This window comes from Curvibacter sp. GW821-FHT01G03, from assembly GCF_059422285.1.
The window spans coordinates 1-23,701 of record NZ_JBWKWP010000016.1 but is presented as its reverse complement, the minus strand read 5'-3'; the positions used below and the strand labels follow the sequence as shown (position 1 = coordinate 23,701).

The following is a 23,701-nucleotide window of genomic DNA, read 5'->3' as shown; positions in this document are numbered from 1 at the left end:
CCAACCCTTCGGGCCGTGGCCTTTTCAGGCGGTCTGCGGCATTGCGGCGCTTGTCGATAGCCATGCTATCGACAGCGCACCGCGCCTTGCATCCGATTCCAAAAAGACTGCTGCGCGGCCCGCCACATTCTTTTGACCGCTCAGGCCCGCCGCTTTGAAATTTCAAAAATATAAGTACATACCTGCTGGCGAATGAGCCGTCGCCAAGTTCATCAGTGTCATCAAACGACGCCCCATCCATGCACAGGCGCCAAATGCGTCAAATGCGTCAAATGCGTCAAATGCGCCATAGCGAGATCATCTCTGCCATGGGAAGCCCAAGCCATGCCCCAGGGTTTATACGGTTTCATCGATCAAATTAGTTCATTAATGTAAGCATATTGAAAATGACAACGTTATCTTCAATCTCAAACTCACCACACCCTCTGCAACGCCATGTTCACGAAGCCAACGCCTTTGACCCGCCCGTTTTCAGCGCCCACCGCCATGTACCGACTGAGTTCGCTCGGCATGGCGTGCCTCGCTTTCTCGCTCTCCGCCTGCGGCGGCGGTGACTCCGGGCCCAGGGCGGCGGTCGGTGCCATTCCGGCCGCCAGTTGCAGCGCGGCCACTTTTTCGTACAGCAACCTGACCGTCACATCCGTCAAGCTGGTGGCAGCCGGCTCCAATGAGGCGGCTGGCAGCAGCGGCGTGACCATCACCAACCCCGAGTACTGCGACGTGGTGGGCACCCTGAACCCCCGCACGGGTGCCCTGGATGGACGCCCCTATGGCATCGGCTTCGAGATGCGTCTGCCCACCCAATGGAACGGCCGCTTTTTCTACCAGCCCAACGGCGGTCTGGATGGCTCGGTGGTGGCGGCCGTGGGCGACATCCTCGGCGGCGGGCAAGCCTCCACGGGACTGACCAAAGGCTTTGCCACCCTGAGCACCGATGCAGGCCACCAGCCCGACACCACGGTGAACGCCAACATCAATGGGGGCGTGTTCGGCATCGACCCGCAAGCGCGCCTGGATTACGGCTACAACGCAGTAGGCAGCCTGACCCCGATGGCCAAGACCTTGATCAAGCAATACTTCGGCAAGCAGCCTGACCGCTCCTACATCGTGGGGACATCGAACGGGGGGCGCCACGCCATGGTGGCGGCCTCGCGCTTTGGCGACCAGTTCGACGGCTTTGTGGCCGGCTCGCCGGGTTTCAACCTGCCCAAGGCGGCTGTGGCCCAGCTCTGGGGCGCCAACCAGCTGGCCACCATCTCCAGCAAGTTCAGCAGCGGCGCCAAGGCTGGCCTGCCCGATGTGTCGACCAGCTTCAACGTCAGCCGCGACCTGAAACTGGTCTCCAACGCCATCATTGCCAAGTGCGACAGCCTCGATGGCGTGGCCGATCAGTCGGTCAACGACATCCAGGCCTGTCAGACAGCCTTCAACATCAGTACCGATGTGTCCACCTGCACCGGCACGCCCGATGGCACCTGCCTGAGCGCAGGCCAGAAAACGGTATTGGCCAACATGCACGCGGGGGCCAAGAACTCGGCCGGCCAGTTGCTCTACACCCAGTTCCTCTGGGATGCCGGCATCTACAACAGCTCCTCCTCAGGCTGGTTCACCTGGAAGACCGCCAACGCCACCGGACCACGCGATCCGCTGTCGGTGGGCTTTGTGTTCACGACCCCACCCACCTTGCCCACCGTGATGACCGGCATCGACCCAAGCATCCTGAACTTCGTGCTCGGCTTCAATTTCGACACCGATGCGCCGAAGATCTTCGCCACCAACGCCACCTACACCCAGTCGGCCATGGCCTTCATGACCCCACCTGACCTGCTGATGAGCAAGATGGTTGGCAACGGGGGCAAGATGATTCTGGTGCAAGGCTCGGCCGACCCGGTGTTCTCGGTCCAGGACACGATCAATTGGTACAGCAACTTCCAGGCCGCCTGGAATGACAAGGCCCAGGTGGCGGCACGGCTGTTCGTTGTTCCGGGCATGGGCCACTCGCGAGGCGGGCCCGCCACCGACAACTACGACATGGTGGACGCCATCGTGAACTGGGTGGAGTACGGCAAAGCCCCGGACAGCGTGCTGGCCTCCGCTCGGGGCGTTGGTGGCTCGATTGCCTCAACCAACGCCGACGTGCCCACCAGTTGGTCACCCAACCGTACCCGCCCACTGTGCCCCTACCCGAAGGTGGCCCGTTACAACGGTTCGGGCAATGTGGAGTCGGCCGCCAGCTTCAGCTGCCGATGAGGAGCAACCGTCATGACGGCAGATGTCTCTGAAACCGGCCAGAAGGGCACGCCTTCGATGCCACGACGCCGTTGGCTGGGGGCCGGCCTGCTGGCCGGTACCGGCCTGATGGCCACGCCCGCCCGGGCCGCACCGGGGCCCAGCACCGCCACCACCGACCGGGTACCCATGGCCTTGCCACGCACCGAATTCGTCTACGAAGCGGTCTGCGATCTGGAGCCCACGCTGGACCTGGGCCAGTCACCCTGGGGCGAGCGTCGCATGGTGCCGATTGCCGGCGGCACGTTTGAAGGCCCGGGTCTGAAGGGCAAGGTGCTACCGGGTGGGGCCGACCGCCAACTGATCCGACGCGATGGTGCCCGCTCGCTGGACGCCGTGTACGAGTTGCAGACGCATGACGGCGTGATCATCTCGGTGCGCAACAAGGTGCTGGTGCGGCCGCCCAAGGACGGGGGCGCCCGCTACGCGTTCTCAACCCTGGAGATCGTGGCCCCCGAGGGCCGTTATGGCTGGCTGAACGACCATGTGCACGTGGGCACGCTCGACAGCCTGCGCCCGGAGCGCGCGGCTGTGGTGATCCGGGTGTTCCGCCTGATCTGAAGCCGCGCAGCATCACAGAAGCGGGTAACTCTGCAGTAAGTCAGGCCGGATGACCATGCGTCATCTCCAGGCCTGTTTTTCGTCCTCAAGTCCTTTTGAGGAGCGGGCCTGGACCTGAAGCACGGAGGTTCAGACCATGAAGGCTGTCCGCCCCCTCTTGCCCTGGCCCCTCCCCGCCACCCGCCAGCGGGTCGCGACAACGCCCGCCGGAGGTGCCCGGCAAAGCTTGTCACGGGGCCGCAGAGCGCTGTTGATCATGCTCATGGGTGCATGCCTCGGCCCATCCTGGGCCCAGGGCTCGCCAATGCCGCCGGTCGAGGCGGCCGTCGCCCGGCTGCAGCGAGACTGGGAAGCCATCCGCTACCAGAAGGCCGCCAGTGAGCGTGAAAAGTGGTTCGAAGGCCTGGCCACCAAGGCCCACGTGGTCAGCGAGACTTACGAAGGCCGAGCCGAACCCCTGATCTGGGAGGGGATCGTGCTTGGCTCGCTGGCCCAGGAAAGGGGCGGCCTGAGCGCCCTGCCGCTGCTCAAGCAGGCGCGCAGCCGGTTCGAGCAGGCCTTGCGAATCAATGACCAGGCGCTGGAGGGGACGGCCTACACCGGCCTCGGGGTGCTTTACTACAAAGCACCGGGCTGGCCGCTGAGCTTCGGCGACAAAGCCCAGGCGCGCGCGCTGTTGACCCGGGCTCTGCGACTTGATCCGCAGGGCCTGGACCCGAACTACTTCTATGCCGAGTACCTGGTCGAATCCCGCCTGCCAGACCAGGCCCGGCCCTACCTCGAGAAAGCCCTGGCCGCACCGGATCGCCCGGGCCGACCGCTGACCGAAGCAGGCCTCCGTCAAGACGCCAGGGCCCTGCTGGCCAGGATCCAGCAGACGCACTGAACCTTCCAGCGCCGCCCTTCCACCCGCGCAGCCCCCATGCCGACTTCAGTGCTTGCTTCAGGCCGGACATCGCAGCACGCCTTGTCAACACCAACAGCCTCAGATTCACCCCCCCCCAACAAACAAAGGAGTGACACCATGCGCGATGACCCAATGCCTCTACCCCCTCAGGAGATGTGGCTCAACGACCTCGCGTCGCAAGGTCCCGTCCCGGATTCTGGCGGCCTGGACCGAGCCCTGCCCCGGCTTCTGACACGGCTGTTCTTCCGCCAAGCGGTCATCACCGCGCACCAGGCATTGGCGCCGGGCCTGTTCATGATTTCTGTGCAGGGACAGGCACTGAAGGGGCTGACCTGGTCGCCTGGGGACAAACTGCAGATCAAGGTAGGCCCCGGCATGACGAATCGCACCTACACCCCCATCGACTGGAATCCGGAGACCGGCGAGACCCGCTTTGTGGCCCACGCCTTGGCACACGGCCCGGGCAGCGAATGGGTGCGCCACGCCCGGGTGGGGCAGGCCGTGGCCTTGATGGGGCCGCGCCGGTCGCTGGACCTGTCGGCCTGGCCTGCCGCCACCGGCGTGCTGGTCGGGGATGAGAGCAGCATCAGCCTGGCAGCCGCATGGCGGCCGGCCCGCATCGTCCTGGAGGTCGACCAGCCCGAGCGCATCCACGCCCTGCTGCAGACCTGGCAGTTGCAGGCCGAACTGGTGGCCCGCCAAAGCGACGACGCCCACCTACCCGCCCTGTCAGCGCTGGTGCTGGCCGGCGCCGACGCGGCTTCGCGCTACGTCCTGACCGGGCGGGCACGCACCATCCAGAGCCTGCTGCCGGCCCTGCGGGCGCAAGGCGTGCCCCGCCATCGCTTGTTGAGCAAGGCCTATTGGGCAGCCGGCAAGACCGGCTTGGACTGAGTCAGAGCAGCCCATCGGGCGGGCGCACCTGGCGCCCGCCGCCCTGCGCATCGCACGACTTGAGTTCGAGGCCCGGCCCGGGTGTCTGGCCAGTTGGCGAAGCAGCCTTGGAAGCCTCCCAGGCCTCACCCACCTCGATGCGACGCGCCATGTCGTCGAGCTGCCGCGCCTGTTCAGACGCCACGGGGTTCATCCAGACCAGTGCGTAGCAGATCACCAACAGCGTCAACACCAATCCGGCCACGCTGCGGGCGGCAGGTGCCTTCAGGTGGCGCCGCAGGGTGGCTGCCTGGGTGTACAGATGCACCCCCACGGCAGCCACCAACACAATGCCGAACAACTTGTGCACCGGGTGCATGCGCAGCGTGAACGAGGGTTGGTCCACGATCAGCATCATCAGCCCTGAACTGGCCATGCCCAGAAAGGCCACCAGCAGCACAGGGGTCGTCAGGCGGCGGACCATGACGCGCCTCCCGGCGAGGCGACGGGCAGCAGGTTCAGACTGAATTCGGCCCCGGGTTCAGCATTGCGCGCCTTCAGATGCCAGCCATGGGCCTGCGCCACTTCGAGGCAGATCGCCAGTCCCAGGCCGGCCCCCACATCACGCCGCCCGGGGCCGCGCCAGAAGCGGTCGTAGAGGTGGGCGAAATCGGCCGGATCGATGCCCGCACCGACATCGCGCACCACGATGGCCTGTGCCTGCAACCGCAAGCTGACCATGGAGCCTTCAGGCGCGAAGCCGATGGCGTTCTCGACCAGGTTCTTGAGCAGCACGAACGATGCTGAGTGGTCGCCCCGCACGCCCCGGGGCACCGATTCGATGTCGGGCACCAGGCCGACACCGGCGCGCTGGGCCAGGGGAGCCAGAAAGTGGCACACCTCCCAGACGATGGCCTCCCAATCCAACTCCGCATGGCGGTAGCTGCGGGGTTCGGTCACCTCGGCCAGCACCAGCATCTGCTGGACCTGGCGCGAGAGCTGATCGACATCCTGGATCAAGGCCCGGGCATCGGTTTCGCCCAGCTCCATCTGCCCCTTGAGCAGCGCCAACGGTGTCTTCAATTCATGGGCAGCGTCCGCCAGGAATTTCAGCTGCCGGGCAAAAGCGTCCTCCAGCCGCTGCAGGCTCTCGTTGAACGACAGCACCAGGGGTTTGAGCTCTCGAAACACCCCTTCGGTGCCCAGACGCAAGCCGGGGCGACTGAGTTGGATGCGGCCCGCCTCTTCGGACAGCCGCGTCACGGGGGCCAGCAGACGACGGAACAGAAAGAACTGAACCCCGCCCAGCAACAGCACCGAGAGCACCGCCATGAGCAGCATCATCCCCCCCAGCCGTGTCCCGTTGCCGGCATGGAACAGAACCACCAGCCGCTCGCTGAGTCCGACCTGCAACCACAGATGGTCCGCCCCCTGACTTGGCGCGGGCAAGGCGACGGTGCGCACACGCAGCGGCAAACCCTCGACCCAGACCCGCCCATGGGTCTCGTGCGGTTCAGCGGCCGGTGCGGCGCCGGGCCAGACCTGCCGGGCCCGCTCAGAAGACCACAGCAGTTCATGGCCCTGATCGTCGAAGACGCGATAGACCAGATCCAGCGGCGCCAGATCGGACAGCCATCGCACCTCTTGCGGAATGAGCACCTGGGTCGGCAGCCCCTGCGCGTCGAACTGCACGCGCTCCGCCAGTTCAGTGGCCACGGCCAGGGTGGAGTGGTCCACCCAGTGCAGCGGATCGCCGCGCAGAAACCAGACGATGGCCAGGGCGATCAGCGACAGCGTGACCAACCAGGCCACGAGGTAGGTCCACATCAGCCGGGCACTGAGGCTGAGGTCGGCCCATCTACAGGTCTTCAAGCGCATAGCCGACCCCCCTCAGGTTCTGGATCTTCACAGTCGAGCCCAGCGCCAGGATCTTCTTGCGCAGGCGATGCAAGGCCACATCGAGCGCATTCGGCGTGACCGCCTCCTGCAAGCCCCAGGCCGCCGCCTCCAGGGCGCTGCGCCGTATCGGGTCGCCCCCGCCCTTGATCAGGGTCAGCATGATCTGCAGTTCGGTGCGCGGCAGTTGCACCGATTGCTGAGCACACACCAACAAGGCCTTATGGGGTTGCACCTGCAAGTCTGCGAAACGGGGCTCAAGCGAGGTCTGCTCCGGTGCGCGGCGCAACAGGGCCCGGGTGCGGGCCACCAGCTCTTCCAGCGGGAAGGGCTTGGTGAGGTAGTCATCGGCGCCGCCCTCCAACCCGGCAACCCGGTCGTGCAAGGCGTCGCGCGCGGTCAGGATCAGGCAAGGCAGTTGCTTGCCACTGTCACGCCAGCGCCGGATCAGCGACAGGCCATCGCCGTCCGGCAAGCCGCGATCGACCAGCGCCGCTGAGTAGGCCTGGCTTTCAAGTGCCGCCCAGCCCTGGTCGATGCGCTCCAGCACATCGCATTCGACACCGGCCTGGGCCAGGGCTCTTTTGATCAGGCTGGCCAGCCTGGGGTGATCCTCGATCAGCAGGACACGTTGCACAAAGCGACTCCCTCTCAGAACCGATAAAGATAGCCGATGCGCAGCATGGGCAGCGTCGAGCGGTCCACCAACGGACTGTTCTTGATCGACGAGCCCAGGCGGGTCACGCCCAGGTCCAAAAAGGTGGTCTGATTGGGCGCCAGCCGGTAGTCCAGGCGCACCGCCAATTCGGTGTTCAAGGCCCCGCTGGCCTGGTAGGCCGCACGGCCGGCTCGGGCTTCGGCCTGTTCCACGCCGTAGTAGTACTGCACGTACTTCTGGTCCTGCCAGCTCAATTGGGCCCGCGGGGCAAGGCCGAAGCCACCCAGGTTAAAGCGGCGTTCCACCCCGACCTTGATCTTCTGCCCCTTGCTGTAGCCGGAGGCGTCGCCCGCCAACTCGGCCGACAGATTGGCCAGCTCGGTGCGCCAGGCCACCCGCGTGCCCACCCAGAAGCTGGACTTGCGATCAGCCATGCCGGCCAGGGTGGGCGAATCCTTGGCCTGGTAACCCTCATCGGCCCCGTAGCCAAGCGTGAGCCCGAAGGCCACCGGCCCGGCCTGACCGAGCTTGAACTCCAGGCCCGGGCCGAACACCCGGACCCAGGCGTTCTCGTACGTCACCATGGGGAAGATTTCGGTCTTGTGCCTGAAGTCCTTGTAAGCCCGGACCCGGGGGAACACCACACCGCCGACACCCCAGCCGTAGGGGGGATCGGCATCGCCTGGTGCACCGTCGGCCCGTGCACTCTGGGCACAAGCCAGGCACATGGCCAGGGCCGCCAAAGGCACGGCCCGTGCCATCTGTGGGATGAATGCGTTCATGAGGTTCTTTCAAAACAGAGAAGATGCCCCATGGTCGCCCGCATCGACTTACCGCATCGTTACTGAGAGCCCCTCCTGCCCGAAATGGCCCCTGCCACACGGCACAGCCTTTGAATGCGGCAGCACGCCAGCAAGACGAGCGCCATCAGTCCTGACTGCGGCCCACCGTGCCGAATGAAATCCACTCGCTTTCCAGGTCTTCTTCGATCCGGCTGAAGGCCTGGCTGGCCTCGACGGTGCCCATCGATTCGTAGCGGATCTTGCGCACCAGCGAATCCAGCGCCTTGGTCTTCTTCCAGAACCAGGCGGACTTCTGCTCAAACCGGAACACGGTGCTGGCCGTCAGCATGACGGCGGGCAGGGCCGCCAATGAGGCCGTGAACCACTTGGGAATCTCGGCAATGGCCACGGTGATGCCGGAGCCAATGCTGGCCAGCACGATGACACCCGACACCGCATAGGCCAGAAAGTAGTTGCGGATCGCGAAGCGCCGTGCCGCTATCGCGGCGGCAGCGATCTCCTCGTGGATCGCGCGTGCCAATTCGTCATCGGAAGGATTCATGGTGGGCTCCAGACGTCGGGTCGCAGCGGCCTCCCAAAACGAAGGCCGTTTAACGCCTGGGGATTCTGCAACCGGGTGGCTGGCGCAGCAAGCGCCAGCCACCCGCCCACCTGCAGTCCCGGAGGGCCCTCAGAAGCTGTGCTTCATCCCCAGCGAGATACCGGTGCTGGTGGCACTCAGACCGGCGCCCTGGTAGTCGCGCTTCCAGCGGGTGTTGTCGGCCTCAAGGTAGACCAGAGAGCGCTTCGACAGCTTGTATTCCAGGAACGCAATGGTCCGGTTGTAGCCGTCATCGAGTGCCGCCGTGCGCGACCGGTTCACACGGTAGTGCCCGACCAGCAGATCGAGCTGCGGCGTGATGGGCCAGGTGCCGCCCAGGCCCAGCACCTGGTTGCGCGTCTTGGCCGTGGCCGAGGTGTCTGCGGTGTGGCCGCTGTAGGTCAGGTTGAGCCTGCCCGCCCCCACCGGCACGGCAACACCACTGACATAGCCGTTGAGGGTGAGGCCCGTGACCGTCTTGAACTGCGTGTAGGCCACGATGGCCTGCCAATCCGCAGCCTTGTATTCGATGCTGGCCCCGTTCGAGGACAGCTTGCTGTTGCTGTCGGCCTGGTTGCCGAACGCGTGCATGACCCGAGCCGTGGTGTTGCCAAAGCCATAGGCGTACTTGACCGAGTTGTCCAACCGGTAGCTGCCGGTGCTGGAGCCCGAAGCACCATATTCGATGCCCAATTGATGGGCACTGAGCGCCGCAATCGCCACATTCGAGTTCAAGCTGGCAAAGCGGGTGGCCAGGGGGTCCACCGGCAGCACCGCGTCGGCCAGCAAGGTGTTCTGACGGCCCAGGGTGAGGGTACCCAGATCGCCCCGCAAACCGGTGTAGGCGCCGCGGTCAAAGAACTTGCTGCTGCTGGCGGTGGCGCCGGTGTTGATGTTCAGCCCCGACTCCAGAAAGAACAGGGCCTGCAGCCCGCCGCCCAGATCTTCGGTGCCGCGGTAGCCCAGGCGGCTGGTGGTGTTGATGCCGCTGTTGATCATGCTGGCACTGCCCACCGAGCGCGCATTGGCAGGGTCCATGCCGGAGGTGCTGCGCACCCCTGCGTCCATGATGCCGTAGACCACGGCGCTGCTCTGGGCCTGAGCCAGGCCCGAGGCCAGCAGGCCCAACAACAGCGTGGGCAGGGCATAGGCTGCCCGATGGGGCATCTTCTTCTTGGTCATGCAAGTCTCCTCGTTTCCCGGGATATCGTTTTGGTGAATGTGCTCCGCCGCCTGCAGCGGCCATGGCGTGGCGGTCCCCGCGCGAAAGCGGCGTGATGATGCCGGGTCAACGGCTATTTCTCAATTGCATTAATTTGATTTATAAATGCTTCATGCGCATCAATATCGAATTAGGGGAACTGCAGGCCTTCCTGGCCGTGGCTGAAAAATCCAGCTTCAAGGCCGCGGCGGAGAGCCTGTTCCTTTCGCAGCCAGCACTCAGCCGCCGCATCGAGAAGCTGGAGCTGGAGCTCAAATGCCAGCTGTTTCAACGCACCACACGGCGCGTTGCACTGACGGACGAAGGCCGTCAGTTGCAGGCCCATGCGCAGATCGTGATGGAAGAGTTGCGCCTGGCTTACCAAGGCCTGGAGGCCCGGGCCTTGGCCCGCACCGGCAAGGTGACGGTGGCCTGCGTGCCCTCGGTGGCGCATCACATCCTGCCGGCCGTGCTGGCCCACTACGGCAGCCTGAACGAAGGCGTGCGGGTGAAGATCATCGATGAAAGTGCGCAGACCGTGCTGGACAGCGTGTTGCACGGCCATGCGGATTTCGGGGTGAACTTTCTGGGCAGCCAAGAGGCCGATCTGGAGTTCGTGCCCATCCGAACCGAGGACTACGTCGTGGTGGTCCCCGAAAGCCACGGCCTGGCCCGGCGTCGCAGCGTGTCCTGGAAGACGCTGCTCAAAGAGCCTTTGATTGCGGTGTCCAGCAGCAGCGGCAACCGCCTGCTGATCGACAGTGCCATTGCACGCACCGGCATGCGCCCCACCATCCGCTACGAGGTCAACCACGTCACCGGGGCCTTGAGCCTGGTGGCAGCGGGGCTGGGGGCGGCTGTCTTGCCGGCGTTGGCCGTGCAGGGCCCGCTTCAATCGGGCCTGAAAGGGGTGGCCCTGACCGACCCCGCGGTGTCACGCACCCTGGGCCTGATTGTTCACAAAGGCGCCCGACTGCATCCAGAAGCACAAAGCCTGGCTGACCTGTTGGTGCAGGCCATCCAGGCGGTCTGAGGGCGGGCGACAGAGGCCCCTTCGGGCCAGGCCCCCGCCTCGGGCATCAAGGCTGGCAGCTGAAGCTGGCGGCCGACTCGACGTCCCCCGTGCCGTTGTAGCGCGCCACCTTGGGGTAGGCGCACAGCGGTCGAGTGCGGGTGGCCGACCAGGTGCTGGGCACATCGGCATTCACGCCACCCGCATTGCCGGCCCCCCGGGCGCTGGCCACCACCTGATCCGGGGCCTTGCCCTGCTCCACCCAGGCCACCAGGGGCGTGATCATGTCGAACTGGTCGGTGGCGGGGCCGCCCGAGCAGTGGTTCATGCCAGGCACCTTGAACAGGCGGGCAAAGTTGGTGGCATCGCCTCCGTTGGCAGCGTTCAGGCCGTCAATCAAGGCCACGGTGTCGTTGACCGAGAAGATCGGATCGCTCACACCGTGGTAGACCATCACCTTGGCGCCCCGGTTCTTCAACCCGGACAGGTCGGTCGGGTTGGGTGGCGTCATGAAGCCCATGCCCGACTCGGTGTAGGTGCTGTTGGTGGCATTGATCTGGGCCACCAGGGTGTCGATGTTGGCGCCCAGGGTGAAGGCCGGCCCGTTGAAGGTGGCTGCCGCCTCAGGCGGGGTCTTGAAGATCAGGCCCACGGCGCCCGAATCAAGCTGCAGTGGCGCCGTGAACTCCCAGAAGGCCACGCCGGCACCCCCATGCCCGCTGTCGAACGGGAAGCTGTTGTAAACGGCGGCGCCCGCGCTGGTTGTGGGGCCCTTGAAGATGTTGGACACCGCCGTTTTCTGAGCCGTGGTCAGGCAGGTGCCATCGCGGCTGCCGGTGCAGGTGGGCACATCGGTGGCGATGTTGAACGCGGCCTGACAGGCCTTGCCATCCTGGATCATCCCGTCCGTGGCGCCGTCCAGTGCGTCGCACTTGGCCAGCACCGCCTTGGAGACCATCGTGCGCTCGGCGGTGGTGTAGGCCGTGCCCAGGCCGGCCGGGGTACTGGGGTCGCTGCCTGCCGTGACCAGGCTGGCGTACTGCTGGCCGCGGTAAATGCTGCGCACGGCCGCCTTGGGCAGGTTGTAACCCGGGGCGCCTGCCAGAAAGCCATCGTACTGGTCGCTGTAGCGCGCCGCCCCGACCAGGGTGTGACGCCCCCCGTTGGAGCAACCGCCCAGGTAAGACCGATCAGGGCCCTTGCCATAGGCCAGTTGAATCACGTTTTTGGCCATCGGGGTCAGCTTTCCGACCGCTTGGTAACCGTAGTCGAGGCGAGCTTGGGGATCGATACCGAACGTCGGGTTCTGGGCCGCAGTGTGTCCGGCGTCCGAACTCAACACTGCGAACCCCTGCAGCAAGGCATGGGTTTGGGGCCCCCCGCCAAAGCCGCCTGTGGCCGTGACCACATTGCCGTCGGTACCCCCATTGGCTTGGTAGAAGAAGCGGCCATTCCAGTTGACCGGCAAGCGCATTTCAAAGCCGATGGCATAGGTCTGACCATCGACGGCGCTCACACGCTGGTTCATCTTGCCTGTGACCAGGCAATGGGCCGGCACGGCCTGCCCCCCCACCGTGAGGGTGCCGGCAGCCACGGTGCTGGTGCCCGTGATGGCCGTGTTCTGCAGGGCGCCCAACTTGCTGGCCAAGGCCTCGCAGGTGCCGCTCAGGCTGGCACCGGTGGCGGCCCCCAACTGGGGGATCACCACACCGCCGCCACCGCCGCCACAGGCCGAAAGCACCGCCACAGCAAACGCAGCGGGCAACCACCGGCACGCGGCAGAATCATTTACCTTATTAAGCATCTTCATGTCTCCTCGTGGGTCAATTCGCGATTTATCTTGGGAAAGTCCAACTCACGACCTTCCAGATACTTACTATATGTAATTAGTTTTGCACAAAAACTAGGGATTACGCGAAGGAATCGAAGAGGGGATGGAAGCCGATCCGGCGCACCCGGACAGGTGCCCCAGGCGAAAAGGCCACGGTGCACACAGGCGTGTGGTCACCCACGCAAGGGCCACTCGTCCAAAGACAAACAGAGATTCAGTGGGGATCAGGCTGGGCCAACACCCAGGCGGCCAGTTGACGGGCTTCGACCTCGGTCACACCAGGCTGGCGAGGCATGATCACGCGCCCCCAACGCCCCACCGAGCCGGCGCGGATGATCGCCGCCAGCCGCTCCGGGGCTTCGGGATCTCCGCGGTAGCGCTGGGCCACCTGGGCGTAGCCCGGCCCCACCTGCTTGTGCACCAGGCCATGGCAGGACAGGCAACCATGGCCACGGGCCAGACTCAGGCCCGGGTCGGTCACATCGCTGCCCGCATCGCCGAAAGCCACCCACAACAGGCCGGCCAAGGCCAGGCCCAGCAGCCCCGTCAGCGCCGCGGGCCAGAGGTGACGGATTCGATGGATCAAGGCAGGGGCACTTTCAGACCTTGCGGTGTGCAGCGACCTTGGCCAGCAACTCAAACAACAGGGTGCGCTCACCCGGGCTGAGGTGGCTCAGCAGATCCGCCTCCATGCGGTCGATGATGGCTTCCAACTTTTGCACCAGCGCCTCGCCGTCGGGGGTCAGCCTCAGGTGCTGCACACGCCGGTCTGTCTCGCTGCGCTCACGCTGCAGCAGCCCCCGCTCTTCCAGGCGCCCCAGCAGCAGCGTGAGGTTGGGGCCCGGCACATTCATCGCCACCGACAGGCGTTTGGGCGTGACATGTTCATTGGAGGCCACCAGCATCAACAGGCTGAACTCCAGCTTGTTGAGCTGGCAATGGGTCTCGATGTTCGACTTGAAGAGCCGATTGGTGGGGATGGACGCCTGCGCCAACTGATAACCCAGCAGGCGGGTGAGCCGATGGTGATCAAGGTGGCCGGGGCCGGTGGGGTCGGAAACACGTGTGCTGGGCATACCCGGGTGAGTTTAGCGTTGACCCGACGACAGAGCGACCAGGCCGGTACCGCTGTGTTGGCAATAGGCCCCGGTCCGCTGACAACTGTATAAACTATATATACTGTTTATATTGATTTTCCGGCAGACCATCTGCACCTCACCCCGCCTCGAAAGGAGGTTAGAACCATGACTTATCTGCTGGCACTTTTGGGCCTTGCCTTGCTGATGGCCTGGCGGCGTCATCTCCACCTGGGGCGCTATCGCACGGTCCGCCGCCGTCGTGTGGGCTGGCTGTCCGCCGAGTTGCGCTACCGGGATTTTCTGGAGGCCCCGCACCGCGAGGCCTTTCCAGAGCCACGCGAAGAACGGCTGGTGGTATGGCGGTTGCTGGGCTGCGTGGTCTATGTGCGCCGCCGCAGCGTGGCCCTGCCCAGCCAGTGCGACGCCCGCATCAACCACATCAGCGAGCGCGACTTTGACGCCCGCTTCGAGAACGACTTTCGCCTGACCGCCTGGTGAACTGCCCGCACCTGAGGATCTCAGTGACCCCGCACCAGGCTGAGCAAGGCCTGGGGTGCACCATAGAGCACCTGCCCGGTGACCACCCTTGAGCCGTCCGCGGCCTGCACCTGCAGGGCCGGCACCCCTTGAAGCCCCAGTTGCTGCCAGGCACTGCGGGCTTTTTGCATGCGCTCGCGGGCATGGGCCAACAGGCCGGCATCGCCGGTCTGCAAGGCCTGGGCCGCGGCCTGCAGGCCCAGGCCATCGAGCAGGGCGACCACCACGGCAGCATCGCTGGTGGCCAGACCATCCACATACCGCGCATGCTGCAGCGCGTGCAGGGTCTCAAGCTCACGCCCGGGGGCCGTGATCTGCACCGCACTCAAAGCCCGGGTAGCAGGCCCCGAATCGAAGGACCTTGAAGCGTCTCCAAGCACCTGGTCTCGGTAAGCCGGGCTGAACACCTGACCGGTCAAGGCCTGGATGCGTTGGTCATTGGCCCAGGCATAGGCCGCCATGCCACTGTCCATGGGCCGGGCCGCCTGATCGGCAAACAGGCCCACTGGCGCCAAGGTCAGCGCAATGTCGGCTTGCCCCTGCAACACCTTGAGGGCAGGCGTTGCGCCATAGCACCAGCCGCACAACGGATCAAAGAAATAGCGAACCTGGATGGGATCGGTCTGGCTCATGTGGCACTCCGGTTGGGTTGACGGGATGGCGTGATCGTTCAGCGGCTCACCACTTCATCTCGCCCTTGTTGACCTTGGCCCCCAGGTCCAGCGACATCGCGCCGGGCAAGCCCGGGTAGGCCTGGCTCATGCCCTGCACCACCGCCGCGCTGTTGGCGCCCTTGGCCAGTTGCTGCTCAAAGGTCTTGAGGTAAGTGCTGGTGAAGCTCAGATTGGCCGGCGTCAGCGGGGTGGCGGCCGCCATGTGGCCCGGCACCACCACCTCCGGCTTCAGGGCCGCCATCTCGTCCAGTTGGGCCACCCAGGCGGCCCGCTCGGCCACCGTCTGCGTATCGGCCGTCCACACATGCATCTGGCCGAACACCCCCAGAGCGCCGGTGACGGTCTTGATCGAAGGGATCCAGACATAAGGGCGGTGCGCCAGCAGGCCTTGCGTGCCGCGCAGCTCAATGACTTCGCCGTCCACGCTCAGGCTGTTGCCTTGCAGGGCCTTGGGCAGCACCGGGGTGACCGGCGCATTGGCGCCCATCTTGGGGCCCCAATAGGCCAGCTTGCCGGCCAGCTTGGCCTGGATCTTCTCCAGCACCGCAGGGGTGGCCACCACCTCGGCGGCCGGGAACAGGGATTTCAGCGTTTCCACACCGAAGTAATAGTCAGGGTCAGCCTGGCTGACCAGGATGGTCTTGAGCTGCCGGCCGGAGTCGAGCACGTTGGCGGCGATGCGCAGGGCATCGGAGCGCGTGAAGCCCGCGTCGATGACCACCGCCTCCTTGGCGCCATAGACCAGGGTGGAGTTGACGTTGAAGCTGTTGGGCCCAGCGGTATAGACCTGCAGGTGAAGGGGCTCGGCCTGGGCGGCGGCGGCAAAGGCCAGGGACAGGGTGGCGGCGATGACGGTGGTGCGGAACATGAGCAAGGTCCTGGTGGTTGATTGGGATGACTGGCAGTTTAGTTTCCTGAATCGCGCAGATAAACCCGATAATCTGCGCATATCTGTTGCACAAATCGATCAAATCATGGACCGTCTCACTGCCATGCGGGTGTTTGCCGAGGTGGCCACGGCCGGCAGCTTCAGCGCCGCCGCCGACACGCTGGAGATGTCACGCTCAATGGTCACGCGCCATGTGGGCGAGCTGGAGCAATGGCTGGGCACCCGCCTGCTGCAACGCACCACCCGCCAGGTGACCCTCACCGACGCTGGCGAAAACTGCCTGCGCCGATGCCAGCAAATGCTGGCCTTGGTCGACAGCCTGCAAGAGGAGACCGACACCCATGGCGACACCTTGCGCGGCTTGCTGCGGGTGACCTGCAGCGTATCGCTGGCCTACGCGCAACTGGCGGCGATGCTGACCGATTTTCTGAGCCGGCACCCGCAGCTCAAGATCGACCTCAATGCCAGCGAGGCGGCCCTCAACCTCGTTGAGGCGCGGGTGGATCTGGCCATCCGAATCAGCAGCGACCCCGACCCGATGTTGATCGCCCGCCCCCTGGCGCCCTGCGAATCGCACCTGGTGGCGGCGCCAGGCTACCTGGCCCGCCAGGGCCGGCCCGAACAACCCGAAGACCTGGGCCGGCACCGCTGCCTGAGCTACGCCAACTTTGGCAAGCATGTGTGGCGACTGACGCGTGGCGATGAGACCCGTGAGGTGGCCGTGGCGGCGTATTTCAGCGCCAACGAAGCCACCGCCCTGATGCAGGCCACCCTGGCCGGCGCGGGCATCGCCCTGCTGCCCAGCTACCTGGTGCACGCCGAGCTGGCGGCGGGCCGGCTGCAGGCCGTGCTGCCCGAATGGCAACTGCCCACCCTCACCATCCAGGCGCTGTACCCCTCGCGCCGGCAGCTGTCACCCGCTGTGCGCGCCCTGCTCGATGAGTTGGTGCTGCGCTTCGCCAACCCGCCCTGGCAGACGCACTCGCCCTGACGCGGCGCAGAACCTCGGAATCCAAGCCCCGTGGAATCCCTGGGGGTGGCAGCGGCGCGGCCACCGCCACCCGATCCTCCAACTGAAGTCTCAGGCCACAGGCCCCGCACCGCGCACGCCGATCTGGCACACCGCCGTGGCCGAGGCCACCGTCCGACCACCTTGGGACAAGGTGGCGCTGAGGTTGGCCACGCGGCGACCTCGGTGGACGAAGCAGGCCTCGGCCTGCAGCGGCCCCGGGCGGGCGGGCCGGTGGAAGGCCACATTGAGGTTCAGGGTCAGGACGACGCCCTCGCCGGCCAGACTGGCATCGAGCAGGCAGGCCGTCACATCGTCGAGCATGGCGCAGAGCATGCCGCCCTGCACCGTGCCAGCCGGGTTGAGAAAGGCGGCCGTGGCCTCGTAGGCCACGCTCAGCCGCCCCTGCGCCAGGTCCAGGGCCAGGGGCTGCGCCCCCAGCAGGCGTGCCACCGGCGGTGTGGGCGGCAAGGCGGCCAGCCCGGGCTCAGGCCTCGTCGCGGATGCCATTGCGCAGCACGCCGATGGCGTCGATGTCGATCTCGACCACGTCACCAGGCTTCATGAACACCGGTGGGGTGCGCTTGTTGCCCACCCCACCCGGCGTGCCGGTCACGATCACGTCGCCGGCCTCCAGCGGAATGAAGGCCGAGATGTAGGCGATCTGGCGTGGGATGCTGTGAATCATCATGTCGGTGGTGGCCCGCTGCATTTCCTGGCCATTGAGGCGGGTGACCAACGTCATCTGCTGATCGGGGGCGATCTCGTCGGCACTGACCATCCAGGGGCCGAAAGCACCGGTGCGGTAAAAGTTCTTGCCGGGTGTCCATTGCGAGGTGGCCACCTGCCAGTCCCGGATGCTGCCGTCGTTGTAGCAGCTGTAGCCGGCAATGTGGCTCCAAGAGTCCGCTTCGCTGATGCGGCGCCCGCCACGACCGATGATGATGGCGATCTCGCCTTCATAGTCCAGGCGGTGCGACTCGGGCGGACGGATGATGTCCTGGCCGTGGGCCACCTGCGATTCGGTGGTGCGCAGAAACAGCACCGGGCACTCGGTGACCTGCTTGCCCGTCTCACGCACGTGCTCACCGTAGTTCAGGCCCACGCAGACGATCTTGTTCGGATTGGGGATCACAGGCAACAGGGTGAGTTGCGAGAAGCGCAGCGTGGCCGCGTGCTGACCGGCCGCCTCGGCAGCAGCGCCCAGCAGGTCGAGGGCAATCAGCGTCTTGAGGTCGGGGGCACGGTCGCCAAACAAGGGCTTGAGGTCAAGCACGTGTTCGCCTTGGACCAGGCCGTAACTGGGAACACCTTGGTTCAGGAAGCTGACGAATTTCATGGGAACTCCGGTAGGGGTGCTAGGGGATGCGGACCGTGATCTCCTGCGCGGCGCGGGTGAGCAGACGCGCCAGCTTGGGCAGGTCCACCAGCGCCATGCGCTGCACGGTCGTGACAAGGGAAATGGCGCCAAGGACAGAGCCGTCGGCGCGGTACAGCGGCGCAGCCAGTGCCGCCAGCTCGGGCTCCAGTTCTCCGTTGGAGAAGTAGTAGCCGGTCTTGCGGATAGCGCTGTAGTACTTTCTGAAGTCGGACCAGTTGGTGGGCAGTCCGACCGAGCCCACCTCATCGAGGTGCTCGTCGAACAGGCGGTGCAACTGGGCCGGGCTGAGACCGGCCAGAATGACTTTCGGGGCCGCGCCCTGAAACAGGGGACGGGGCCGGCCCCGGCCATAACTCAGGCTGGCGGGTGCGGTGCCAAGTTCGCGGTGGGTGTCCAGCAACTGCTGGCCATACAAGGCCGAGATGACGCAATCAAATCCGGTCTGGGTGACCAGTTCCTGCATGAAGGGCACACCGTGCTGCAGCACCGGATCGGCGCGCCGGATGTAGTAATCCAGCATGATGATGCGCGGTCCCAGCGTGTACTGGGAGTCGGCCGAACGCTGCAGCAGGCCCGCGTCCGTCAGCATCTTCACATAGCGGTAGCCCGTCGGCAGGGAGACCTGGAGCGCGGCCGTGATGGCCTCGGCGCTCCAGCTCAGCTGGCGGTCAGAGAACAGATCCAGCACGCTGAGCATGCGCACGAGGCTGGAATCGGATTTGTCGGTCATGAGGCTCGGGTCAGTGGGGTTGGAGGGGCGCCACGGGCATCAAAGCCGTGATGGCATCCAACTCCCCGGGCGACTTGGCCAAGCCCATGATATAGCGGTCGGGCCGCAACACCACGGCCTGTGCCGCCTGGGCCTGCAGCCAATCCTGCAGGCCGGCGTCGGCCTCCAGCACGGCCGCGCCGGACGCCTGCCAATGCGCCTGGGTGGCCGCCGAGGCCGCCGCCAGCGCCGGGGCGAGGCCGATCACGGCGAAGCGTTGGCCCAGGGCCTCGTCCAGCAGGCGGCCGTCGGCCAAACGGGGCTGAGGGAAGATCTGCGCCACCGGCGCGGCCTCGCCCCGCCACAGGCCTGGGCCGATGCGGGGAGCCGGGAACTCGAAGATCTCGGGCTGATCCTGGCGAAAGCGCGCATCGCGGACGCGCGCCCGCTCGGGATCGGTGGTCTGGATGATGTTGCCCAGGCGCACCGCCAGTTCGATGAACGCGTGCACATGGGGCGAACGCTCGGCCTCGTAGCTGTCCAGCAGCGTGTCCGGGGCTTGCCGAGCCAGCACGGCCTGCAGCTTCCAGGCCAGATTGGCCACATCGCGGATCGCCGCACACATGCCCTGCCCCAGGAAGGGCGGGGTCTGGTGGGCCGCATCGCCGGCCAGCAGCAGGCGGCCCTGACGCCAGCCCTGGGCAATCACGGACTGGAAGGTGTAGATGACGGCCCGCTCGATCTCGGCATGCTCGGGGCTCATCCAGCGGCTGACCAGGCGCCACAGCGACTCGGGCTTGACCAGCTCAACCGGGTCGTCACCGGGCAACACCATGATCTCCCAGCGGCGGCGCCGACCCGTGACGTTGCACCAGGTCATGGGGCGCGCCGGGTCACAGTACTGCACCGTGTGCTCAGGCAGTTCGGGCGCGTTGTCACGCAGCAGTACATCGAACACCAGCCAGGGCTGACGCAAGCCCAGGTCATGCATGGGCGAGCCCATGGCGCAACGCAACATCGAGCGGGCCCCGTCGCAGCCCACCACATAGCGCGCGTGCAGGCTCAAGGGCTCGACATGGTCAGGCGACCGCACGGTGAGCCGCACCTGCTCACCCTCGTCCTGCACGGCCAGCACCTCATGGCGCAACAGCACCTGCACCCGCTCGAAGCGGCGCAAGCCCTCGCGCAACACCTGCTCCAACTCGGGCTGATTGAAGTAGTAGTTGCTGGCGCAGCCGTGCGGGCCATTCAACTGGGTGCCCCCCCGGATCATCAGGGTCTCCCCGTCAGCATTCACGAAGCGCATGCCGTTCAGGCCCGGACGCGAGATCGCTTCCACCTGCTGACGCAGGCCGATGCCCTGGAAGGCCCGCATCACCTCGCCATCGAAATGGATGGCCCGCGGCAGCGGGTAGATGCCCGCCTCGCGGTCCAGCACCAGCACCGACAGCCCGGCCTGGCCCAGCAGGTTGGCCAGCATCGCCCCGGCGGGCCCCAGACCGACGATGGCCACGTCGTGAAGTGTGCTGCTCATGCTGCGCCTCCTTCGGCCCGCCCCATGCGCCGCGCCATTCCGGCCTGCCACTCTGCGCGGCTCTGGAATCGCGGCCGGCTGCTGGCCAGTTGGCGCGCCTGCTCGAACACCTGCTCGTCCGGCTGATCCAGGTCGATGGGCTCACGCAGTGGCTGTTCGCAGTACCAGGGCATGTCCATGAACACCTCCAGGCGGTTGCCTTCGGGGTCGCGGAAGTAGATCGAGATGGCATTGCCATGGGTGGCACTGATCAGTTCACTGCTGCCACTGTCGGCCGCCACGCGCGCTCGCACCGCGCGCAGGGTGGCCAGATCGGGCACCCGCAGCGAAATCTGGTTGATCACGCTGAACGCCAGATCGGCCGGGCGGCCGCTGGCCAAGACGATCTGGTGGTGCTCGGCCGGATCGCGGCTCATGAAGACCAGTTGCACCGGCCCCAGGTCGCCCCGGTCGGTCTCGGTGAAACAAAGCACCTCTTGGTAGTAGCGCGCCATGCGCTCCAGGTCGCACACATAGAAGCCCATGTGGCTGAACACCAGGGAGCCGGGCCGGCTCAAGGGCGGAACAGGAATGCTCATCTTGTCTCCTTTTGATAAGTAGGCATCTGTTTTTTATTCTGCACCAGTTTTTTATCTTTGTTTTCTTATATTTTGACATTTCATTGTTTTTTACTGCAGAATTCAGCCGTCGAACGACAAAGAGACTCACACCATGAAAAACAGGAGACTTGCCTTGAACCTATTCACCCGCTGCCTGGGCGCCTTGCTGCCCACTCTGGCTTTGCTGAGCAGCCCCGCGGCCAGCGCCCAGGACTACCCCAGCAAACCGATCCGGATCATTGCGCCCTTCGCCGCGGGCACCGGCCCCGATGCCAACACCCGCGAAATCGCGGCCGAGTTGACACGCGTGCTAGGCCAGCCCGTGGTGGTTGAGAACCGCCCCGGGGCCTCGTCGACCATCGGCATGGATGCTGCTGCCCGCTCGGCCCCCGATGGCTACACCCTGGTGATGGGCTCGACCACTTCACACTCGGTGGTGCCAGCCCTGTACCGCAAGGTGCCTTACAACGCAGAGCGCGATTTCGCCCCGATCAGCATCCTGGGCCTGCTCAATACCGCCTTGCTGGCCAATGCCAACCTGCCCGAGACCAACGCCCGTGAGGTGCTGGCCCGGCTGAAGTTGCAGCCCGAAGGTCTGGTGGCCGGCACCTCCGGCGTGGGTAGCTACTCGCACCTGGCCGGCGAGTGGTTTGCCCACAGCGCAGGGGTGCGCTTGAACTTTGTGCCGTACAACACCACCAGCCCCTATGCCGACCTGGTCTCGGGCCAGGTTCAGCTGATGTTCGATGCCCTGCCCACCGCCCTGGGCAACGTGAAGGCCGGCAAACTCAAGGTGCTGGCCTTGACCGGCACCAGCCGGCACCCCAGCTTTCCGGATGTGCCCACCTTTGCCGAACTGGGCCTGAAGGACTACAGCCCCACAGCCTGGACCGGCCTGTTTGCCCCGGCCGGAACGCCCAAGCCCATCGTGGAAAAACTGAGCGCAGCCATGCAAAAGGCCAGCACCCAGAACCCGGCCTTGATCGAACGGTGGCGCTCCTATGGCGGCGAGCTCAAGGCCAACACGCCTGAAGCCTTTGCCGCCTTTCTGAAGCAGGACGCCGTGCTGTGGGGCCAAGCCATCCGCCACACCGGCCTCAAGCTGGACTGAGCGCCATGAGCCCCACCCTTGAGCCGCTGGCCCAGGCCCAGGCGCTGGAGGCCGGGCGCGCCGCCGCCCTGCTGGCGGGCGACCGCGCCGGTTTGCAGGCCCTGCTTTCGCCCGGCCTGGTGTATGTGCATTCCAGCGGACTGCGCGACAGCTGCGCCAGCCTGATGGCCCGGCTGACCAACGGACAGCTGCGCTACCAGGACCTGTCGCTGGACGACCTGCAATGCCAGGCGCACGAAGGCACGCTGATCGTGACTGGGCGCATGCGTGCCAGCGTGCTCAAGGCCGGGCAGGCCCTGCGCGTGGACAGCCTGTTCATGACCGTCTGGCTGGCGCAGCCGTGCGCACCGAGTGGCGCCCGCTGGCAACTGGTGGCCCACCACGGCCTGCCCACGCCGCGTTGAGCCAAATGGCCGCGCTCTTTTCACCTTCTTCCATTTGCAGGAGCAAGCCTTGATCGACAAAGAACGGCCCTCCGTGGCCGCGGCCCTGGAGGGCTTGCAGGATGGCGCCACGGTGCTGATCGGCGGGTTCGGCACCGCTGGCATTCCCAATGAACTGATCGAGGGCCTGATCGAACGCGGCACGCGCGATCTCACCGTGGTCAACAACAACGCCGGCAATGGCCACGCAGGCCTGGCCGCCCTGCTCAAGACCGGGCGGGTGCGCAAGATCGTCTGCAGCTTTCCGCGCAGCGCCGACAGCTTTGTGTTCGACGAGCTTTACCGCAGCGGCCGCATTGAACTGGAGCTGGTGCCCCAGGGCAACCTGGCCGAGCGCTTGCGCGCGGCGGGTGCGGGCATCGGGGCCTTCTACACCCCGACAGGCTACGGCACTGCACTGGCCATGAACCCAGATGGCCGACCCAAGGAAACCCGCGTGATCGATGGCCGCGGCCATGTGCTGGAGTACCCGCTGCAGGGCGACCTGGCCCTGATCAAGGCCGAGGCGGGGGATCGATGGGGCAATTTGACCTTCCGAAAGGCCGCCCGCAACTTCGGCCCGGTGATGGCCACCGCGGCCAAGCGCACTGTCGCCACCGTGCATGAGATCGTCGAACTGGGCCAGCTGGATCCCGAGACCATCGTCACGCCCGGCATCTTTGTCTCCCACCTCGTGAAGGTCGGACGCACCACCACCCAAGCCGGCGGGTTCCGATCCGCGCAGCCTCAGGAGTCCTGAATGAGCCCCCCCCAAGCCCGCAGCAAGACCGCACTGGCCCAGCGCGTCGCGCAGGACATCTTCGACGGCGCCTATGTCAACCTGGGCATCGGCCAGCCCACCCTGGTGGCCAATCACCTGCCCGCAGGTGTCGAGGTGGTGCTGCACAGCGAGAACGGCATCCTGGGCATGGGCCCGGCACCGGCCCCTGGCCAGGAGGACTACGACCTCATCAACGCCGGCAAGCAGCCGGTCACCCTGCTGCCGGGCGGCGCCTTCTTTCACCATGCCGACAGCTTTGCCATGATGCGTGGCGGCCACCTCGACATCTGTGTGCTGGGCGCCTTCCAGGTGTCGACCACGGGCGACCTGGCCAACTGGAGCACCGGCGAGCCGGGCGCCATCCC

At 65.8% G+C, this 23,701-nt stretch carries 27 protein-coding genes; 11 read left to right on the top strand and 16 right to left on the bottom strand.

Annotated features, from left to right (window positions below; translation table 11 throughout):
• The first annotated feature begins 486 nt into the window (after positions 1-486).
• The 4 genes from AC07VS_RS21505 to AC07VS_RS21490 all read left to right on the top strand — a co-directional run bounded on the left by AC07VS_RS21505 (position 487) and on the right by AC07VS_RS21490 (position 4,651).
• Positions 487-2,250, top strand: a complete 1,764-nt coding sequence (locus tag AC07VS_RS21505; RefSeq protein WP_494752008.1) for a tannase/feruloyl esterase family alpha/beta hydrolase — start codon at positions 487-489, stop codon at positions 2,248-2,250.
• A 12-nt stretch (positions 2,251-2,262) separates the two neighbouring features.
• Positions 2,263-2,850: a DUF3237 domain-containing protein gene (locus AC07VS_RS21500; RefSeq protein WP_494751943.1), complete on the top strand. Its 588-nt coding sequence runs from the start codon at positions 2,263-2,265 to the stop codon at positions 2,848-2,850.
• Positions 2,851-3,112: 262 nt separating this feature from the next.
• Positions 3,113-3,736: a tetratricopeptide repeat protein gene (locus tag AC07VS_RS21495; RefSeq protein WP_494751942.1), complete on the top strand. Its 624-nt coding sequence runs from the start codon at positions 3,113-3,115 to the stop codon at positions 3,734-3,736.
• A 138-nt stretch (positions 3,737-3,874) separates the two neighbouring features.
• Positions 3,875-4,651 (top strand): siderophore-interacting protein, encoded by a 777-nt coding sequence (locus AC07VS_RS21490; RefSeq protein WP_494751941.1) that lies wholly within the window; start codon positions 3,875-3,877, stop codon positions 4,649-4,651.
• A gap of 1 nt (position 4,652) precedes the next feature.
• On the opposite strand, the gene AC07VS_RS21485 is transcribed toward AC07VS_RS21490, so the two are convergent.
• The 6 genes from AC07VS_RS21485 to AC07VS_RS21460 all read right to left on the bottom strand — a co-directional run bounded on the left by AC07VS_RS21485 (position 4,653) and on the right by AC07VS_RS21460 (position 9,749).
• Positions 4,653-5,114: a DUF4405 domain-containing protein gene (locus AC07VS_RS21485; protein ID WP_494751940.1), complete on the bottom strand. Its 462-nt coding sequence runs from the start codon at positions 5,112-5,114 to the stop codon at positions 4,653-4,655.
• On the bottom strand, positions 5,099-6,502 hold the full coding sequence (locus AC07VS_RS21480; protein ID WP_494751939.1) for a sensor histidine kinase: 1,404 nt from the start codon (positions 6,500-6,502) through the stop codon (positions 5,099-5,101). Before AC07VS_RS21480 ends, AC07VS_RS21485 begins: the two co-directional genes overlap by 16 nt.
• Entirely contained in the window at positions 6,489-7,163 is a 675-nt protein-coding gene (locus tag AC07VS_RS21475) for a response regulator transcription factor (RefSeq protein ID WP_492346044.1), read from the bottom strand. Before AC07VS_RS21475 ends, AC07VS_RS21480 begins: the two co-directional genes overlap by 14 nt.
• Positions 7,164-7,177: 14 nt before the next feature.
• On the bottom strand, positions 7,178-7,966 hold the full coding sequence (locus tag AC07VS_RS21470; protein WP_494751938.1) for a MipA/OmpV family protein: 789 nt from the start codon (positions 7,964-7,966) through the stop codon (positions 7,178-7,180).
• 145 nt (positions 7,967-8,111) lie between these two features.
• Positions 8,112-8,528 (bottom strand): hypothetical protein, encoded by a 417-nt coding sequence (locus AC07VS_RS21465; RefSeq protein WP_492346046.1) that lies wholly within the window; start codon positions 8,526-8,528, stop codon positions 8,112-8,114.
• Between the two features lie 129 nt (positions 8,529-8,657).
• Positions 8,658-9,749, bottom strand: coding sequence for a porin (locus AC07VS_RS21460; protein ID WP_494751937.1), 1,092 nt, complete (start codon positions 9,747-9,749; stop codon positions 8,658-8,660).
• A 152-nt stretch (positions 9,750-9,901) separates the two neighbouring features.
• Between AC07VS_RS21460 and AC07VS_RS21455 the strand changes: the two genes are divergently transcribed.
• The gene (locus AC07VS_RS21455) at positions 9,902-10,801 is read left to right on the top strand and encodes a LysR family transcriptional regulator (protein WP_492346048.1); all 900 of its coding nucleotides are present in this window, start codon (positions 9,902-9,904) and stop codon (positions 10,799-10,801) included.
• A 46-nt stretch (positions 10,802-10,847) separates the two neighbouring features.
• On the opposite strand, the gene AC07VS_RS21450 is transcribed toward AC07VS_RS21455, so the two are convergent.
• The 3 genes from AC07VS_RS21450 to AC07VS_RS21440 form a co-directional block, all read right to left on the bottom strand.
• Positions 10,848-12,584, bottom strand: a complete 1,737-nt coding sequence (locus AC07VS_RS21450; RefSeq protein ID WP_494752007.1) for a tannase/feruloyl esterase family alpha/beta hydrolase — start codon at positions 12,582-12,584, stop codon at positions 10,848-10,850.
• A 241-nt stretch (positions 12,585-12,825) separates the two neighbouring features.
• Positions 12,826-13,197, bottom strand: coding sequence for a c-type cytochrome (locus AC07VS_RS21445; protein WP_492346050.1), 372 nt, complete (start codon positions 13,195-13,197; stop codon positions 12,826-12,828).
• Positions 13,198-13,210: 13 nt separating this feature from the next.
• Positions 13,211-13,687 carry a MarR family winged helix-turn-helix transcriptional regulator gene (locus AC07VS_RS21440; RefSeq protein WP_494657109.1) on the bottom strand — a complete coding sequence of 159 codons (477 nt, stop codon included), beginning with the start codon at positions 13,685-13,687 and terminating at the stop codon, positions 13,211-13,213.
• Positions 13,688-13,855: 168 nt separating this feature from the next.
• Between AC07VS_RS21440 and AC07VS_RS21435 the strand changes: the two genes are divergently transcribed.
• Positions 13,856-14,188, top strand: a complete 333-nt coding sequence (locus AC07VS_RS21435) for a hypothetical protein (RefSeq protein WP_494751936.1) — start codon at positions 13,856-13,858, stop codon at positions 14,186-14,188.
• A gap of 20 nt (positions 14,189-14,208) precedes the next feature.
• On the opposite strand, the gene AC07VS_RS21430 is transcribed toward AC07VS_RS21435, so the two are convergent.
• Both AC07VS_RS21430 and AC07VS_RS21425 read right to left on the bottom strand, forming a co-directional pair.
• On the bottom strand, positions 14,209-14,859 hold the full coding sequence (locus tag AC07VS_RS21430; protein WP_494751935.1) for a DsbA family protein: 651 nt from the start codon (positions 14,857-14,859) through the stop codon (positions 14,209-14,211).
• A gap of 46 nt (positions 14,860-14,905) precedes the next feature.
• The gene (locus AC07VS_RS21425; protein WP_494751934.1) at positions 14,906-15,769 is read right to left on the bottom strand and encodes an MBL fold metallo-hydrolase; all 864 of its coding nucleotides are present in this window, start codon (positions 15,767-15,769) and stop codon (positions 14,906-14,908) included.
• Between the two features lie 106 nt (positions 15,770-15,875).
• Here AC07VS_RS21425 and AC07VS_RS21420 point away from each other — a divergent pair, with 106 nt between their 5' ends.
• Positions 15,876-16,781 (top strand): LysR family transcriptional regulator, encoded by a 906-nt coding sequence (locus tag AC07VS_RS21420; protein ID WP_494751933.1) that lies wholly within the window; start codon positions 15,876-15,878, stop codon positions 16,779-16,781.
• A 90-nt stretch (positions 16,782-16,871) separates the two neighbouring features.
• Here the strand turns inward: AC07VS_RS21420 and AC07VS_RS21415 are convergent, their stop codons facing one another.
• From AC07VS_RS21415 to AC07VS_RS21395, 5 genes are read right to left on the bottom strand one after another with little or no spacing between them, the layout of a single operon-like run.
• Positions 16,872-17,309 carry a PaaI family thioesterase gene (locus tag AC07VS_RS21415; RefSeq protein WP_494751932.1) on the bottom strand — a complete coding sequence of 146 codons (438 nt, stop codon included), beginning with the start codon at positions 17,307-17,309 and terminating at the stop codon, positions 16,872-16,874.
• Positions 17,287-18,138: a fumarylacetoacetate hydrolase family protein gene (locus AC07VS_RS21410; protein WP_492346058.1), complete on the bottom strand. Its 852-nt coding sequence runs from the start codon at positions 18,136-18,138 to the stop codon at positions 17,287-17,289. The genes AC07VS_RS21415 and AC07VS_RS21410 overlap by 23 nt, the downstream gene beginning before the upstream one ends.
• A 19-nt stretch (positions 18,139-18,157) precedes the next feature.
• Positions 18,158-18,910, bottom strand: coding sequence for an IclR family transcriptional regulator (locus AC07VS_RS21405; protein WP_492346059.1), 753 nt, complete (start codon positions 18,908-18,910; stop codon positions 18,158-18,160).
• 10 nt (positions 18,911-18,920) lie between these two features.
• Positions 18,921-20,423 (bottom strand): bifunctional 3-(3-hydroxy-phenyl)propionate/3-hydroxycinnamic acid hydroxylase MhpA, encoded by a 1,503-nt coding sequence (mhpA, locus tag AC07VS_RS21400; protein WP_494751931.1) that lies wholly within the window; start codon positions 20,421-20,423, stop codon positions 18,921-18,923.
• The gene (locus AC07VS_RS21395; RefSeq protein ID WP_492346061.1) at positions 20,420-21,001 is read right to left on the bottom strand and encodes a VOC family protein; all 582 of its coding nucleotides are present in this window, start codon (positions 20,999-21,001) and stop codon (positions 20,420-20,422) included. The genes mhpA and AC07VS_RS21395 overlap by 4 nt, the downstream gene beginning before the upstream one ends.
• Before the next feature lie 154 nt (positions 21,002-21,155).
• On the opposite strand from AC07VS_RS21395, the gene AC07VS_RS21390 reads away from it, so the two are divergent.
• The 4 genes from AC07VS_RS21390 to AC07VS_RS21375 form a co-directional block, all read left to right on the top strand.
• Positions 21,156-22,133 (top strand): Bug family tripartite tricarboxylate transporter substrate binding protein, encoded by a 978-nt coding sequence (locus tag AC07VS_RS21390; protein WP_494751930.1) that lies wholly within the window; start codon positions 21,156-21,158, stop codon positions 22,131-22,133.
• Between the two features lie 5 nt (positions 22,134-22,138).
• On the top strand, positions 22,139-22,537 hold the full coding sequence (locus AC07VS_RS21385) for a nuclear transport factor 2 family protein (RefSeq protein WP_494657115.1): 399 nt from the start codon (positions 22,139-22,141) through the stop codon (positions 22,535-22,537).
• 49 nt (positions 22,538-22,586) lie between these two features.
• Entirely contained in the window at positions 22,587-23,315 is a 729-nt protein-coding gene (locus tag AC07VS_RS21380; protein WP_494751929.1) for a 3-oxoacid CoA-transferase subunit A, read from the top strand.
• Positions 23,316-23,701, top strand: a 386-nt coding sequence (locus AC07VS_RS21375; protein WP_494751928.1) for a CoA-transferase, incomplete at its 3' end; no start/stop codon positions are given. It lies immediately after the preceding gene.

Excerpts from the sequence above, each read along its gene's own strand:
- AC07VS_RS21505 (WP_494752008.1), top strand. The coding sequence starts at position 487 with ATGTACCGACTGAGTTCGCTCGGCATGGCGTGCCTCGCTTTCTCGCTC.
- AC07VS_RS21500 (WP_494751943.1), top strand. The coding sequence starts at position 2,263 with ATGACGGCAGATGTCTCTGAAACCGGCCAGAAGGGCACGCCTTCGATG.
- AC07VS_RS21495 (WP_494751942.1), top strand. The coding sequence starts at position 3,113 with ATGGGTGCATGCCTCGGCCCATCCTGGGCCCAGGGCTCGCCAATGCCG.
- AC07VS_RS21490 (WP_494751941.1), top strand. The coding sequence starts at position 3,875 with ATGCGCGATGACCCAATGCCTCTACCCCCTCAGGAGATGTGGCTCAAC.
- AC07VS_RS21485 (WP_494751940.1), bottom strand. The coding sequence starts at position 5,114 with ATGGTCCGCCGCCTGACGACCCCTGTGCTGCTGGTGGCCTTTCTGGGC.
- AC07VS_RS21470 (WP_494751938.1), bottom strand. The coding sequence starts at position 7,966 with ATGAACGCATTCATCCCACAGATGGCACGGGCCGTGCCTTTGGCGGCC.
- AC07VS_RS21465 (WP_492346046.1), bottom strand. The coding sequence starts at position 8,528 with ATGAATCCTTCCGATGACGAATTGGCACGCGCGATCCACGAGGAGATC.
- AC07VS_RS21460 (WP_494751937.1), bottom strand. The coding sequence starts at position 9,749 with ATGACCAAGAAGAAGATGCCCCATCGGGCAGCCTATGCCCTGCCCACG.
- AC07VS_RS21455 (WP_492346048.1), top strand. The coding sequence starts at position 9,902 with ATGCGCATCAATATCGAATTAGGGGAACTGCAGGCCTTCCTGGCCGTG.
- AC07VS_RS21450 (WP_494752007.1), bottom strand. The coding sequence starts at position 12,584 with ATGCTTAATAAGGTAAATGATTCTGCCGCGTGCCGGTGGTTGCCCGCT.
- AC07VS_RS21440 (WP_494657109.1), bottom strand. The coding sequence starts at position 13,687 with ATGCCCAGCACACGTGTTTCCGACCCCACCGGCCCCGGCCACCTTGAT.
- AC07VS_RS21435 (WP_494751936.1), top strand. The coding sequence starts at position 13,856 with ATGACTTATCTGCTGGCACTTTTGGGCCTTGCCTTGCTGATGGCCTGG.
- AC07VS_RS21430 (WP_494751935.1), bottom strand. The coding sequence starts at position 14,859 with ATGAGCCAGACCGATCCCATCCAGGTTCGCTATTTCTTTGATCCGTTG.
- AC07VS_RS21425 (WP_494751934.1), bottom strand. The coding sequence starts at position 15,769 with ATGTTCCGCACCACCGTCATCGCCGCCACCCTGTCCCTGGCCTTTGCC.
- AC07VS_RS21420 (WP_494751933.1), top strand. The coding sequence starts at position 15,876 with ATGGACCGTCTCACTGCCATGCGGGTGTTTGCCGAGGTGGCCACGGCC.
- AC07VS_RS21415 (WP_494751932.1), bottom strand. The coding sequence starts at position 17,309 with ATGGCATCCGCGACGAGGCCTGAGCCCGGGCTGGCCGCCTTGCCGCCC.
- AC07VS_RS21410 (WP_492346058.1), bottom strand. The coding sequence starts at position 18,138 with ATGAAATTCGTCAGCTTCCTGAACCAAGGTGTTCCCAGTTACGGCCTG.
- AC07VS_RS21405 (WP_492346059.1), bottom strand. The coding sequence starts at position 18,910 with ATGACCGACAAATCCGATTCCAGCCTCGTGCGCATGCTCAGCGTGCTG.
- mhpA (WP_494751931.1), bottom strand. The coding sequence starts at position 20,423 with ATGAGCAGCACACTTCACGACGTGGCCATCGTCGGTCTGGGGCCCGCC.
- AC07VS_RS21395 (WP_492346061.1), bottom strand. The coding sequence starts at position 21,001 with ATGAGCATTCCTGTTCCGCCCTTGAGCCGGCCCGGCTCCCTGGTGTTC.
- AC07VS_RS21385 (WP_494657115.1), top strand. The coding sequence starts at position 22,139 with ATGAGCCCCACCCTTGAGCCGCTGGCCCAGGCCCAGGCGCTGGAGGCC.